This window comes from Janthinobacterium amylolyticum (assembly GCF_051380655.1).
In the GTDB taxonomy this organism is placed as follows: domain Bacteria; phylum Pseudomonadota; class Gammaproteobacteria; order Burkholderiales; family Burkholderiaceae_D; genus Janthinobacterium.
The window spans coordinates 74,339-88,818 of the sequence record NZ_JBNYXL010000015.1 but is presented as its reverse complement, the minus strand read 5'-3'; the positions used below and the strand labels follow the sequence as shown (position 1 = coordinate 88,818).

Here is a 14,480-nt window from a genome sequence, read left to right as displayed (position 1 = left end):
GCACGAACAATACACCATCCAGCGCATTTTGATTTCATTTTTATAACAAATTGTGCCGCTGCCTGCCTGATACCCGCAAAAAAAAACCGCCCGGTATGATCCGGGCGGTTTTCAATGGACAGGCCAAGGCATCAGGCGGGCGGGCTATCCGCCTTCTTCTCGCGCGCCACGAGATACAGCAGCACGATGATGGCCGCATACGGCAGCAGCGACAGCGCATCCGACTGCAGGCCCGCGTAGAACGGATTGCCATGCTCGGCCCAGTCGGCCATCATCTGGTCGAAGTGCGTCAGCACGCCAGCCGTGATGGCGATGATGATGCCGGCCAGCGCACCGCCGGCGATGTAGCCGGAGGCCAGCAGCACGCCCGAACTGCGGTCGCCCGCCAGCTGGCGCTCTTCCTCGTTCAGCTTGGCGTTGTGTTCCAGCTTGTTGTTGCGGCGGTCGGCCAGCCAGCGCACCAGGCCACCGACGAAGATCGGCAAGGTGGACGACAGCGGCAGGTACACGCCCACGGAGAACGCCAAGGACGGGATGCCGGCCATTTCCAGCACCACGGCGATCATCACGCCAAACAGCACCAGGGTCCATGGCAGCTGCTGGTCGAGTATGCCCTTGATGATGTAGGACATCAGCACGGCCTTCGGCGCATCGTATTTCTTCACTTCCGTGCCGTCCGGGCGCTTGTTGTAATGGCCGTTGATGCCCGGGTCGACCAGGTAGGCCAGCTGGCCATCGTCCTTGACGAAATACTTGCCGGCCGGGCCGCCCACGGTATCAGTCTTTTGCCAGACTTTATACGTATTGTGGTCGGTATCGGCTTGCGGGCCATGCAGCTCACCCGTCACCGTCAGCTTCGACGCGTCGACCGTCAGGCCAGGCGCCACTTGCGCGGCCGGCACGTAGACGGTGCTGGCATCATTGAGTTTCAGCAGGATCGGTCCGAGGATCAGGGCCGACGACAAGGCGCCCGCCAGAATCGCGTACTGCTGCAGGCGCGGCGTGGCGCCCACCAGGTAGCCCGTCTTCAAGTCTTGCGACGTTGTGCCGGCATTGCTGGCGGCGATACACACGATGGCGCCGACCGACAGGGCTGTCACATAGTAGCGCCCGCCCGTCCAGCCCATGATCAGGAAGATCAGACAGGTAAACAGCAAGGTGGCCACGGCCATGCCGGAAATCGGGTTCGACGAGGAACCGATTTCACCGGTCAGGCGCGACGACACGGTGGCGAACAGGAAGCCGAAGACGAGGATCAGCAGCGCACCGAGGAAATTCATGTGCAGCGGCGTGGCAAAGGTGATCACGGCGATGATGGCCAGGCAGCCGATGACCACCCATTTCAGGGGAATATCCTGGTCGGTGCGCAGGGTGGACGTCGCCTTGACGCCCTTGCCCAGGCCCTTCAGGCCGGCCGACAGGCTGCGCCAGATCATCGGCATGGCGCGTACCAGCGAAATCAGGCCGCCGGCGGCGACGGCGCCCGCGCCGATGTACAGCACGTAGGCGCTGCGTACGTCGTCGGCGCCCATTTCGCTGATCAATTTGGTGCCCGGCGAAAGCACGGTGGTCAAGCTGTCGCCGAAGAACTTGATCATCGGGATCAGCACCAGGTACGACAGCACACCGCCGGCCGCCATGGTGGCGGCGATGCGCGGGCCGATGATATAGCCCACGCCCAGCAATTCAGGCGAAATCTCGGCGCCGATGGAGCCGCCCTTCAGCGGTGCGGCAAATTCCACGCCCGGCGTGTCCTTCCAGCCCTTGAACGAGATATTGAAGACCTTGTACAGCAGGCCGACGGCAAAGCCGCCGAAGATGATCTTGGCGCGGCGCTTGGCGTCCAGCGCGGCGGCCGAATCCTTGGCGATGCTTTCGCCGGCGGCCAGGCGCGATTCTTCCGTGGCGGCGGCCTTCAGCACTTCGGCGCAGGCCGTGCCTTCGGGGAACTTGAGTTCCTTGTGCTGGTCGACGATCATGGTGCGGCGCATCGGGATCATCATCAGGATGCCCAGCAGGCCACCGAGGATACCGACCAGCATGACACGCGAGATTTCCAGGTCGAAGCCGAGAATCAGGATGGCGGGCATGGTCACGCCCAGGCCGAAGGCCAGCGATTCGCCGGCCGAACCTGCCGTTTGCGTGATGCTGTTTTCCAGGATCGACGAATCCTTGCCGCCCACCTTCTTGGCCAGGCCGAACAGGGTGATGGCGATGACGGCGACGGGAATCGAGGCGCTGACGGTCAGGCCCACTTTCAGCACCAGGTACAGCGAGGAGGCGCCAAAGACCATCCCCAGGATGACGCCCATGAATAGCGCGCGGAAGGTCATCTCGGGCAGCTTCGCATCGGCCGGGATGTACGGCTTCACGACGCTCGGTGTTGCATCTTTTGCCATGGATATTTCCTTAATTTTTAAAAATAAACAGCCCGGATTGACGCCCGGGCTATTTTCTTGAAGCCGAGACTATCGCACAGCCGCGTTTCGATGAAAAGGTTTTTTGCTCCCGCCCCGGGTGCCTGGCCCGGCGCCCGCCAACGCCGGGGCGCCGGGCGCATTGGTCTATAATCGCTGCCACCGTGCCCTGCACGCTCACGCGAGACTGACTTGACTGCCAAACGATCCGGATTTCCCTGGCCTTCGCGCCGCGCCACCATGCGCGGCTTCATCATCGCCGGCTGCGCCGCGCTGGCCGCTGCCCTGCTGCTGGCCGCCTGGCTGTTCCTGTACGTGCGCCCGCGCCTGCCCGAGCTGGGCGTCATCACCGACTACCAGCCGAAGATCCCGCTGCGCGTCTACACGGCCGACAATGTGCTGATCGGCGAATTCGGCGAGGAACACCGCGACTTCGTGCCGATCGCGCAAGTGCCGGAAATGATGAAAAAGGCCCTGCTGGCCATCGAGGACAGCCGCTTCTATGAACACAACGGCATCGACTTCGTGCGCGCCGGCGGCGCCGTGCTGTCGAACCTGCGCCACGGCTTCGGCCACGGCGGCGGCTCGACCATCACCATGCAGGTGGCGCGCAATTTCTTCCTGACGCGCGAAAAAGTCGCCTCGCGCAAGCTCAATGAAATCATGCTGGCCCTCAAAATCGAGTCAGCCCTGTCGAAAGACCAGATTCTCGAGCTGTACATGAACCAGATGTACCTGGGCCAGCGCTCGTTCGGCTTCGGCAGCGCGGCGCAGACGTATTTCGGCAAGCCTTTGTCGGAACTGTCGATCGCCGAAATGGCCATGCTGGCCGGCCTGCCGCAAAATCCTTCGCGCCACAACCCGATCAGCAATCCGAAAAAAGCGCACGCGCGCCAGCAGCTGGTCTTGAAGCGCATGCGCGAACTCGATTACATCAGCGAAGGCCAGTACCGGCAGGCGCTGGCCCAACCGCTGCATGTCAACAGCCGCGGCAAGCAGGGCTTCGACACGCACGCCGAATACGTGGCCGAACTGGCGCGCCAGGCCGTCTACGCGCAATACAAGGAAGACAGCTATACCAAGGGCATCAGCGTCTACACGACGATCCTGAAAGCCGACCAGGACGCGGCCTACGCGTCGACGCGCCGCAACGTCATCGCCTATGACCAGCGCCACGGCTACCGCGGCCCGGAAACCTTCATCGACATGCCCGCCGACCCAGAGCAGCGCGACGACGCCATCGACGCCGCACTGCAAAAACGCCCGGACAGCGACGGCCTGATCGCCGCCGTCGTCACGGACGTCGCCAGCGGCAAGGTGATGGCCGACATCGGCGATGGCGACGCCAAGGCCATCACGGGAGACGGCTTGCGCTTCGCCGCCCCGGCGCTGTCCGCCAAGGCCAGCGCCGGCATCAAGCTGCGTCCGGGCGCCGTGATCCGCATCAGCCAGGACGCCAAGGGCAACTGGGCCATCACGCAAGTGCCGCTGGTGGCCGCCGCCTTTGTCTCGCTCGACGCCGACACGGGCGCCTACCACGCCATGGTGGGCGGCTTCGACTACAACCTGCAAAAGTTCAACCACGTCACGCAAGCGTGGCGCCAGCCCGGTTCGGCCATGAAGCCCTTCGTGTATTCGGCGGCGCTGGAAAAAGGCTTTTCGCCGGCCACCCTGATCAACGACGTGCCTTTGGAAATGCAGGCGGGCGGCAAGGTATGGGCGCCGCAGAACGACGACTTCAAGTTCGATGGCCCGATCACCATGCGCTATGCGCTGGCGCAATCGAAGAACGTGGCGTCGGTGCGCATCCTGCGCGCGCTGGGCGTGTCGTACACCCACGATTTCCTGGAAAAATTCGGCTTTGATCCGGCGCGCCAGCCGAACAATCTGACCATGGCGCTGGGTACCGGCTCCGTCACGCCCGTGCAGATGGCGGGCGCCTACGCCCTCTTCGCCAATGGCGGCCACCAGGTGGAACCGTATCTGATCGACCGCATCGTCGACGCCAGGGGCACGGTGCTGATGCAGACCAAGCCACCTGCGCCTAACGACGACAAGACCCTGGCGCTGGACCCGCGCAACGCCTTCGTCATGGACAGCATGCTGCGCGAAGTGACGCGCTCGGGCACGGGTGCGGCGGCGACGAAAAAACTCGGACGCAATGACATCGCCGGCAAGACGGGCACCACCAGCGACGCCGTCGACGGCTGGTTCGCCGGCTATGGCGGCGGCATCGTGGCGGTGGCGTGGATGGGCTATGACGAGCCCAAGTCGCTGGGCGGACGCGAATTCGGCTCCACCCTAGCCATGCCGATCTGGATCGACTACATGCGCACGGCCCTGTCGACCCGCCCGCAAGTGGCGCGCGCCGTGCCGGCGGGCCTGAGCCAGGTCGATGGCGAATGGATGTACGACGAATTCATCGACATGAACGGGATCAGGACGCTGGACATGGAGGTGGAAACGCCGACGGATCCGGCGGCCGTGCCAGAGACGGTGCCGGTGGAAACCACGAACTGATGAGCCCGTAGGTCGGGTTAGCCGGAACGGCGTAACCCGACAAGCCGCCGTCGGCAGCGTTTTTACGCCGCCTTGACCATGCTCAAATACCCGCGCACCGTACTGATGACACTGTCGGCGAAATCATCGACATTGACTTTCGCCGCGCGGTATTTCCAGCGTTTCACGTACCAGTCCTGGAACAGGGCCAGGCAATGCGCCGACAGCAGGGTCGGATCGCCTTGCGGCTTCGGTTCGATTTCCGCGATGGTGGTGGCGATCAGGGTCTGCACGAACAATTCGGAATTTTTCGCCATGCTGCGCTGCTCCACCTGCAGCACGCGCGAATCCATGAAGACAAAATAAAACCACGGCTGCAGCACTTCGGACAGGTAGATCGACGAGCGTATCATCGCCTCGATCCGGTCCAGCGGCGACTTCACGTCGGCGAACAGCAGCGGCATGGCCTGCGTGGCGTGGCGCACCACGTCCTCGATCATCTCGGCCAGTTGATCCTTGCTGGTGATGTAGCCATACAACCCGCCCATCGACAAACCCGTCTCGCGGCACAGGTCGCGCAAGCTCATGGCGCGGAAACCCACGTCATTGGCCAGGCGGAAAGTGGCACCGAAGATGCGTTCGAGATTTTCCAGTGCCGGCTTGCGGCGCTTGACGCCGATACGGCCCGCGTGGCGGTCAAGAATATATTCCCAGATATTTTCGCCATTCAAAGGCGTCATCTGCTGAAACTGTTCAAAATTAAAATGGGTCGACAAGTGCATTCCCAAGTAACGGTTATGAGCGGTGTAAATACAGCGCCGGAAAATGGCCCTGCAAGACGGCGGGACTGCGGATTTCGGGGCGATTATAGCTCAGGAAAACAACTATTTGACTTTTCAACTATGCAATGGGCGTATAAGCAACGAGGAATGCGCACAGTTATTGCGCTGCATCATGCAATTCAAATGCTTTTTCCATCCAGCAGTGCTACATTTCAAAAACCGAGCGCTCGCTATATTTAAGGCATCAATAGAATGTAAGGCCCGCACGCGGTAATCGCTACAGCTTCGACATTTCCACTTATTTCCACTATTAACCGGTGAGTGATTTGGCCGGTCACAAATACATAACGGAGACAAAATGAAGAATCGCTTCTGGCAACTGCTATCGACCCTGCTGTTTTCCCTCGCCATCCTGCCCGGCAGCGCCAGCGCCGCCGGCTACACGCAAACCAAATACCCTGTCGTCCTCGTGCACGGCCTGTTCGGCTTTGACAAGCTGGGTCCCGTCGAATATTTCTATGGCATTCCCGCCGCCCTGCGCAGCGGCGGCGCGCAAGTGTATGTGACCACCGTGTCGGCTGCCAACAGCACCGAAGTGCGCGGCGAGCAGCTGCTGTCGCAGGTGCGGCAAATCCTCGCCGCCACGGGCGCGGCCAAGGTCAATCTGATCGGCCATAGCCACGGCGGCCCTACTGCCCGCTATGTCGCCTCCGTGCGCCCCGACCTGGTGGCTTCCGTCACCAGCGTGGCCGGCGTCAACAAGGGATCCAAGGTGGCCGATATCCTCAGCGGCGCCATTCCCAATACCAGCGGCGCGCTGGGCAATGCGCTCGCTTCCCTGATCGGTATTTTGTCAGGCAACAAGGGACTGCCGCAAAACGCGGGCGCCTCGCTGGCGTCCTTGTCCACGGCCGGTTCGCTGGCGTTCAACAGCCGCCATCCGCAAGGCATTCCCGCCAGCGCCTGCGGCGAAGGCGCCTACCAGGTGCAGGGCGTGCACTACTTTTCGTGGAGCGGCGCGCAGCCGTACACGAATGTGCTTGACGTGGGCGATCCGCTGCTGGCCGCCATCAGCCTGGCCTTCGGCGGCGCCAAGAACGATGGCCTGGTCAGCAGCTGCTCCAGCCACCTGGGCAAGGTGATCCGCGACGACTACGCCATGAACCACCTCGATGAAGTCAACCAGTTCGTCGGCATCGTCAACCTGTTCGAGACCAGCCCCGTGACGGTCTTCCGCCAGCAGGCCAACCGCCTGCAAGGCCTGGGACTGTAAGGAGAAGCGCATGCACGCGAAATGGATCATCGGCGCCAGCCTGGCGGCCCTGGCCCTGTATCTGGTCCTGCGACCGGGCGAGCCGCCGGCCCCGCCGCCGGAAAAGCCGGAGCCGGACCTGTTCGCGTTCGTGCGCTCGATGGAAGGCACGCGGCCCGATGGCAAGGTGACAGTGGCCGCCGGCGAGAAGCTGGTGGTCGACGCGGAACTGGGCCACTTGTTCGACTACTACCTGGCCGGCCTCGGCGAAAAGCCGCTGGCAGCCATCCGCAGCCAGATCGAGGCGGAACTGGACAAGCGCCTGTCCGCCGCCCCGGCGCGCGAGGCCAAGCGCCTGCTGGCTGCTTATTTGGCCTACAAGCAGGCGCTGGCCGGCGCGGAACAGGCCCTGCCCGCGCAGGCCGATGCCGCCACGGCGGCGCGCGCGCGGCTGCAAGCCATGCGCGGCCTGCGCGGCAATTACTTTACCCCCGAAGAAAGTGCGGGCCTGTTCGGCGCCAGCGACGCCCATGACGACGACGCCGTGGCGCGCATGGCCATACTCGGCGACGCCACGCTCGACGAAGCGCAGCGCCAGCAGAAACTGGCGGCGCTGGACCAGCTGCTGTCGCCGGCCCAGCGCGCCGCGCGCGACGCGCCCATGAAAGTGGCGCAGCTTGACGCATCGGTCCAGGCGCTGCGCGCCCAGGGCGGCGGCGAGAATGAAGTCTACCGCCTGCGCGCCAGCACCTTCACGCCAGCGGCCGCGGCGCGCCTGGCGGAGCTGGACCGCGAGGAATCGCAGTGGCAGCAGCGCATCATCGCCTACCAGGCCGCCAGGGCGCAACAGGCCAGCCTGGCCGGCGGCGCACAGGAACCGGCGGCACTGCAGCAGCTGCGCGACGCCAGCTTCACGCCGGAGGAACAGCGCCGCCTGGGCGCCTACGAATAGGCGCCGCACCTGCGCAGCTACGTCAGGCGCGCCAGCAATTGCGCCGCCGCCATCACATCCGTGCTGCCCTGCCCCTGCTCAAAGCAGGCATGCACGGGCGCCAGCAGCGCCCTGGCCTCGGCACTGCGTCCCTGCGCATGCAGCAGCGTCGCCAGGCTGGTGGCGCAGCGCAGTTCCCAGCCCGGCACGCCCTGCTCGCGCGCCAGCGCCAGCGCCTCCTGCAGTTGCGCCGCCACTTGCGCCAGGCCCGCCTGGTCGTCTTCCTCCAGGGTGCGCCACTGGCGGTGCGCGGCGCGGCGCAGCACTTCCGGCATGCTCCACGGCGCCTGGCCGGTGCGGGCGCGCCGCACGGCCTGCGTGTCAGCCGCGGCGTCATGCAGGGTGGCCATGACATCGATCTGCATGGGCCAGCTGCGCACCGTGGGCCAGCAAAATTCGCCGAGCCGTTCGTCCATGTCGAGCAGCTGCTGGTAGCCGGCGCCCCAGGCGCTCCAGTACAGCAGTCCGTAGCGCGCAGCATGCTCGCGCAGCAGACAGTTCCAGGCGCGCGCCAGTCCGTGCTCGCCGCACCACAGGGCCACGGGAATGGCGGAAAAGGCCAGCGCCACGCACAGCGAGGCGCCATTGTGCTCAAAGCCCAGCATCACCGCTTCGCGCGCGATATGCAGGGCTTCGTCGGGGCGCCCCAGCAGCCACAGGCAGCGCGACAGATTGCCGCGCAAGCATACCTGGTGATCGGCCAGCAAGGCATTGTTCAGGGTCAGCTGGCCGGCGCCGTCGGGATGCGCCAGCACCATGCGCGCGAGTGCCGCCGATTCGCCGTGGCGCCCCTGCAGATGCTCGCCCGCCGAGCGCATGCGCGCCTGCACCAGCTGCATCGCCGTGCTGCCGCTGGCCTGGCACAGGGCGCCAAACTGCGCCACATAGGCGCCGGCGCCCGTGAAGTCGGCCAGCGCCATGCTGCAGATCCACATGCCGCAGATCGCCTCGGCACGCCGCGCGGTGCTGTCCGTCTGCATGGCCAGCGCATAACCGTGGCGGAAGGACAGCAACATGGCGCCCGTCACGCCCTGCGTATGCATCAGCAGATGCGCCAGCGAGGCATGCAGCTGCATTTCGCTGTCGCGGTCATCGATCGCATGCAGCGCCAGCTGTTCCAGCGCGCGCTCCACGCGCACGCGGTATTCGTCCATCAGCGACAACTGGTAGAACAGGGTTTGCGCGGCCAGGGTCAGGGCGATGCCCAGCGCCGCATCGGCCGCATCGCCGAAGGCCCAGTCGATGGCGGCGCGCAGGTCGTCCACGTGGCGGCCATAGCAGGCGCTCCAGCTGGCGAACGACATGCGCTCCCAGTCGGCTGCCACGCGCTCGGCCAGCGCCAGGCAGTGGCGCGCATGGCGCAGGAACACGGCGTCGCCCTGCCCGCCCGCCTGCAGCTGCGTGGCCGCGTACGCGCGCGTCGTTTCAAGCAGCCGGTAATACACGTGCTCGCAGCAAAATTCGATGCTGACGAGGGATTTGGCGGCCAGGTCGGCCACCGTATCGAACACGTCGCGCCCCGCCACGGCGGTGGCCGACTGCATGCGGAAACGGCTGCTGAACGCGCTCAGCACCTGCAGCACCTCGCGCTCCTCGGCGTCCAGCAAACCATAGCTCCAGTCCAGGGTGGCGCGCAGGGTCTGGTGGCGCAGCGGCACATTGCGGGGGCCGCGCGTGAGCAGGCGGAAACGGTCGTCGAGCTGGCGCCGCAGTTCATGGATGCCAAAGTGGCCGCTGCGCCCGGCCGCCAGTTCCAGTGCCAGCGGGATGCCGTCGAGGCGGCGGCAGATTTCCGCCACCACGGGCACGTCGTCGTCGGCCAGCACGAAACTGTCATCGACGGCTGCGCAGCGCTCGCAAAACAGCTGCACGGCGGCGAAGTGCCGGGCCGCCTGCGCGTCAGGCACGACGTCGGCCGGCGGCAGTCCCAGCGCGGGCAGGCGCTGCAGATGTTCGCTGGTGATGCGCAGCGGTTCGCGGCTGGTGGCCAGCACATGCAGCTGCGGCGCGCCCTTGAGCAAGGCATCGGCCAGCGCGGCCGCCGCGCCGATCACGTGTTCGCAGTTATCCAGCACGATCAGCATATGACGCTGGCGCAGATAAGCCAGCAGGCCGGGCATGGAATCGCCGGCCGGCACGGCCACGCCCAGCGCCGTGGCCAGGGCCAGCGGCACCAGGCGGCCTTCGCCCAGCGGCGCCAGGTCGACGAAGCAGACGCCATCGGCATAGCGGCGCAGCACGCGCGTGGCCAGCGCCACGGCTACCGTCGTCTTGCCGATACCGCCTGGTCCGACGATGCACAGCAGACGCAGTTGCAGCAGCTGGTTGGCCATCGCCTGCACGGTTTCGCCGCGGCCCACCATGCGCGTCAGCAGCACCGGCAGGTTGTGGCGCGGCTCGGGGGTGGCCGGGCCGGCCGCCGCCTGTCCCGTGTACGACAGGGGCGCCAGGAAGCCGTAGCCGCGTCCGGGGATGGTGGTGATGTAGCGCTGGCCGTCGCGGCCATCGCCCAGCACCTTGCGCAGCGCGGCCAGGTGCACGCGCAAGGTGGCATCGTCGACAACGGCATGCGGCCAGACGATGGCCAGCAATTCATTCTTGTCGACCACCTCGCCGGCCCGCTCCAGCAATGCCAGCAGCAAGTCCATGGCACGGCTCCCCAGGCGCAGCGCGCGCTCGCCATCGAACAGCAGGCGCTCGAGCGGCAATAGGCGAAACGGGCCGAAAACAAAGGCCGGAATGGAGCTGTTCATAGTTGATGCATGGGGAAAGAGTGAAAGCAAACGGCGTGCGGTGGCCATATTCTACTGAGCATCGGCGCCAGGCCGCATGGCGCCATGTATGCGTCCTGTTACAAGGCGCGCTCACATGGCCGTCGCCGGCGACGAATGCGGCGCGGCAGCACCGGCCAGCAGCGCGCCGATGGCCGCTGCCGGCGCCGGGCGGTGCAGGTAAAAGCCCTGCACCTGCTGGCAGCCAAGGCGGCGCAGGCGTTCGAGCTGCTCGCCGCTTTCCACTCCTTCTGCCACCACCTGCAAGCCCAGTCCGCGCGCCAGGGCGATGGTCGAGGCGACGATCATGGCGTCATTGCGGTCGATGGCAATGTCGCGGATAAAGGAGCGGTCGATCTTCAGCGTGTGGATCGGCAGCATCTTGATGTGGCTCAGGCCAGAATAACCGGTACCGTAATCGTCGAGCGAAATGGCCACGCCCAGCGCGCGCAGGCGCACCAGCACATCCTTGGCCTGCGAGATATCGTCGATGAAGCAGCTTTCCGTCACTTCCAGTTCCAGCAGCCCTGGCGCCAGGCCGTACCTGTCCAGGCAGCGCGTCACGGTGGCCAGCAACTGCGGGTCGCGCAGCTGCCGTGCCGAGATGTTGATCGCCACCGGCACCAGCGCCAGCCCCGCCATGCGCCACTGCGCCAGCTGGCGGCAGGCGGCGGCAATGCTCCAGTTGCCCAGCGCGATGATGGCCTGGGTTTCCTCGGCCAGGCCGATGAATTCATTCGGGAAGATCAGGCCATGCCGCGGATGGTCCCAGCGCAGCAGGGCTTCCAGGCCGACGATATGCCGGCGCGCCGTGTCGAACTTGCCCTGGTAATGCAGGCAGAATTCGTCGTCGCGCATGGCCAGCTCGAAGCGCCCCTGCAATTCCAGGCTGCGCGCCGACGACAGGTTCAGGGCCATGTCATGGAAACGGTAGCTGTCGCGCGTCGCCTTGGCATTGTCCATGGCGCTGCCGGCACTGGCCAGCAAGGCGTCGACGCTCTGCCCGTCGCGCGGATACAGGGCGATGCCGATGCTGGCCGTGGCCGAGATCGCGGCGCCATCAGGCACTGAAAATGGCTGGCGCAGCGCCGCGAGGGCGCTGCCCGCAACGGCTGCCAGGCGCTCCTCGCTGCCCACTTCGCACAGCAGCAGGACGAATTCATCGCCGCCGAAACGCGCCAGCAGGTCGCCATCGCGCAACACGCGGCGCAGGCGCCCTGCCGCCTCCTGCAGCAAGGCGTCGCCGGCCAGGTGGCCCAGGCGCTCGTTGACGTGCTTGAAGCGGTCCATGTCGACCAGCAGCAGCGCATAATGGTTGCGGCTGTGGCGCGCCTGCAGCAGCTTGGCGCCGGCGCTGTCGTAAAAGCGGCGGCGGCTGGCCACCCCCGTCAGCGCGTCGCAGGCGGCCAGCTGGTCGGCGCGCTGTTTTTCGCGCGCCAGCTGCAGGCTCAGGGTGATGTGCGCGCCTTCCGCCTGGCGCCGCTGCGCGCGCAGCCGCCGCCGCGCGGCCCACACTACGGCGCCACCCAGCGACAGCACGGCCAGCGACACCAGCGCCGCCTGCGCGATCAGACGCAGACGCAGCCCGTCAAGCTGCGCCAGCACCCGCCCGCGCCGCTGGCTGACGCGTACCTGCAAGCCATGGCGCAGCAAGGTGCGCTGTTCCAGCAGGCAGCCCGCGTCGTGGCCGGCCTGGCCTGGCCCGGCGGCCGGCACGCCGTCCTGCAGCGCCGCCAGCACGGCGCCCGCGGCGCCGGCGATCTCGATGCGGCCATGCGCCTTGCGGCTGATGTCGCGGTAAGGACGCAGGAAATGCGCCAGGTCGGCGGGCAGTGCTGGCAGCGGCGCCAGGGCGTCGTCCAGCTGCGCCGCCAGGATCGCCGCCACATCGCGGTTCTCGATGCGCGCGCGCTCCAGCGCCTGCTCGGCCTCGTCGCCGAGGCGCACGGCCGTATAACCCCAGATGCACAGCAGCAGGCAGGCGGCCAGCACGGCGCACAGGACCGTGCTGGCCGCATGGCCCTGCCAGGCCGCGTCCAGCCAGCGCCGCGCGGCGAGCCGGCGTTCCACAATGACAGGCGCCTCCACTCAGCCCACTATGCGCTCAGGCGCCGCAAGGCGCGGGCCGGCGCAGGACGGCCAGGCAAGGCATGGGCCGGCAAGGCCGCCGGCGCCGGCTGCAGGCGGAACACGTTGACCACCTGCAGCAGGTTCGCCGCCTCGGTTTCGAGCGACTGCGAGGCCGCTGCCGCTTCTTCCACCAGCGCCGCATTCTGTTGCGTCACTTCGTCCATCTGCACCACGGCCTGGCTGATCTGGCCGATGCCCGTGCTTTGCTCGGCGCTGGCCACCGTGATGTCGGCCACCATCTGGCTCACGCGCGCGACGGCAGCCACCACCTCCTGCATGGTGGCTCCAGCCTGCGCCACCAGCGCCGCGCCCGCGTCGACCTGCTGCGTGGAATTGGCGATCAGCGCGCGAATATCGCGCGCGGCGGCGGCGCTGCGCTGGGCCAGGCTGCGCACCTCGGTGGCAACGACGGCAAAGCCGCGTCCCTGCTCGCCCGCGCGCGCCGCTTCCACGGCCGCATTCAGGGCCAGGATATTCGTCTGGAAAGCCAGCATGTCGATCACGCCGATGATATCGGCAATCTGCGCCGACGAAGCGCTGATCGCGTCCATGGTGTGGATCACCTGCCCCACGGCCTGGCCGCCGTCGCCGGCGATCTTTGCCGCCTCGGTGGCCAGCGCGCTGGCGTGGCGCGCATTGTCCGCATTCTGCTGCACCGTGGAACTCAGTTCCTCCATGGCGGACGCCGTCTGTTCCAGCGAGCTGGCTTGTTCTTCCGTGCGCGCCGACAGGTCGATATTGCCGGCGGCGATCTGCGTCGAGGCCGTGGCAATGGTGTCGGTACCGCTGCGCACGCGCTGCACGATGTCGAGCAGGTTGCCGTTCATGATGGACAGTGCGTCGAGCAGCTTGCCCGTCTCGTCGCGGCCATGCCGGCCAAAGCGCGACGTCAGGTCGCCGGCGGCCACCGTCTGGGCCACGCCCAGCGCATATTGCAGCGGCGCGACGATGCTGCGCGTGACCAGCCACGCCGTCACCAGCGAAAAGGCGATGGCCAGCGCGCTCAGCGCCAGCATCATGCTGCGCGCCGACAGGTATTCCGCGTGCACCTGGGCGCCTGCCGCTTCCATGCGCTCGTGCTGGTGCATGATCAGGGTTTCCAGCGCCGCCATGTAGCGCAGCTGGTCGCCGCGCACGCTGCCCAGCAGCAGGGCCGCCGCCTCGTCGCGCGCCTCGGCGTCGAGCAGGGCCAGCACTTTGTCGCGGCCCTGGTTGAAGGTGGCGCGCGCCTGCGTCACGGCCGCCATCAGCGCGCGGCCCTGGTCCGACAGGATGATGCGGTCAAGCTGGGCCAGGCGCTGCTCCGTGTCCGCGCCCGCCCTGGCGATGCTGTCGCGCTCCTGCGCCAGCTGCCGCGGATCCGTCATCAGCAGCAGGTTGCGCGACGAGCGCGCGATGACATTGACGTTCTTGATGATGTCATTGGCCAGCACGGTCTTCGGATATTTGTCGTCGATTACGTCGCGCATGCGCAACTCCAGGCTGGACAGGCGTAGCATGCCCAGCGCCGCAGTGCCCAGCAACATCAAGGTCAATAAAGCAAAGGACCAGCGCAAGCGGGTCCCGATATTCATATTCGCCATCTTCATTCGCATCCTTCAGAGTGGTGCATCGGTCATCGCGCCGGGCCTCCATGCA

General features: G+C 66.3%; 8 protein-coding genes. 3 read left to right on the top strand and 5 right to left on the bottom strand.

The annotated features are described in order from the left end of the window. Nucleotides 1–131: 131 nt before the first annotated feature. Complete coding sequence (locus ACQ4WR_RS26205) at nucleotides 132–2,399, bottom strand: OPT family oligopeptide transporter (RefSeq protein WP_436490880.1); 2,268 nt, start codon at nucleotides 2,397–2,399, stop codon at nucleotides 132–134. A gap of 258 nt (nucleotides 2,400–2,657) precedes the next feature. On the opposite strand from ACQ4WR_RS26205, the gene ACQ4WR_RS26200 reads away from it, so the two are divergent. Continuing rightward, nucleotides 2,658–4,937: a penicillin-binding protein 1A gene (locus ACQ4WR_RS26200; protein WP_436490927.1), complete on the top strand. Its 2,280-nt coding sequence runs from the start codon at nucleotides 2,658–2,660 to the stop codon at nucleotides 4,935–4,937. Between the two features lie 62 nt (nucleotides 4,938–4,999). Here ACQ4WR_RS26200 and ACQ4WR_RS26195 read toward each other — a convergent pair whose 3' ends face one another. After that, on the bottom strand, nucleotides 5,000–5,698 hold the full coding sequence (locus ACQ4WR_RS26195; protein ID WP_102296464.1) for a TetR/AcrR family transcriptional regulator: 699 nt from the start codon (nucleotides 5,696–5,698) through the stop codon (nucleotides 5,000–5,002). Between the two features lie 358 nt (nucleotides 5,699–6,056). On the opposite strand from ACQ4WR_RS26195, the gene ACQ4WR_RS26190 reads away from it, so the two are divergent. Continuing rightward, a complete protein-coding gene (locus ACQ4WR_RS26190; RefSeq protein ID WP_436490878.1) occupies nucleotides 6,057–6,971 on the top strand; it encodes a lipase family alpha/beta hydrolase in 915 nt (304 codons plus the stop codon). Between the two features lie 10 nt (nucleotides 6,972–6,981). Further along, nucleotides 6,982–7,902 (top strand): lipase secretion chaperone, encoded by a 921-nt coding sequence (locus ACQ4WR_RS26185; protein WP_436490876.1) that lies wholly within the window; start codon nucleotides 6,982–6,984, stop codon nucleotides 7,900–7,902. 17 nt (nucleotides 7,903–7,919) lie between these two features. Here the strand turns inward: ACQ4WR_RS26185 and ACQ4WR_RS26180 are convergent, their stop codons facing one another. The 3 genes from ACQ4WR_RS26180 to ACQ4WR_RS26170 all read right to left on the bottom strand — a co-directional run bounded on the left by ACQ4WR_RS26180 (nucleotide 7,920) and on the right by ACQ4WR_RS26170 (nucleotide 14,416). Next, nucleotides 7,920–10,694, bottom strand: coding sequence for an ATP-binding protein (locus tag ACQ4WR_RS26180; protein WP_436490874.1), 2,775 nt, complete (start codon nucleotides 10,692–10,694; stop codon nucleotides 7,920–7,922). 111 nt (nucleotides 10,695–10,805) lie between these two features. Beyond that, nucleotides 10,806–12,782, bottom strand: a complete 1,977-nt coding sequence (locus ACQ4WR_RS26175; protein ID WP_436490873.1) for a putative bifunctional diguanylate cyclase/phosphodiesterase — start codon at nucleotides 12,780–12,782, stop codon at nucleotides 10,806–10,808. A 26-nt stretch (nucleotides 12,783–12,808) separates the two neighbouring features. After that, the gene (locus ACQ4WR_RS26170) at nucleotides 12,809–14,416 is read right to left on the bottom strand and encodes a methyl-accepting chemotaxis protein (RefSeq protein ID WP_436490872.1); all 1,608 of its coding nucleotides are present in this window, start codon (nucleotides 14,414–14,416) and stop codon (nucleotides 12,809–12,811) included. Nucleotides 14,417–14,480: the final 64 nt, after the last annotated feature.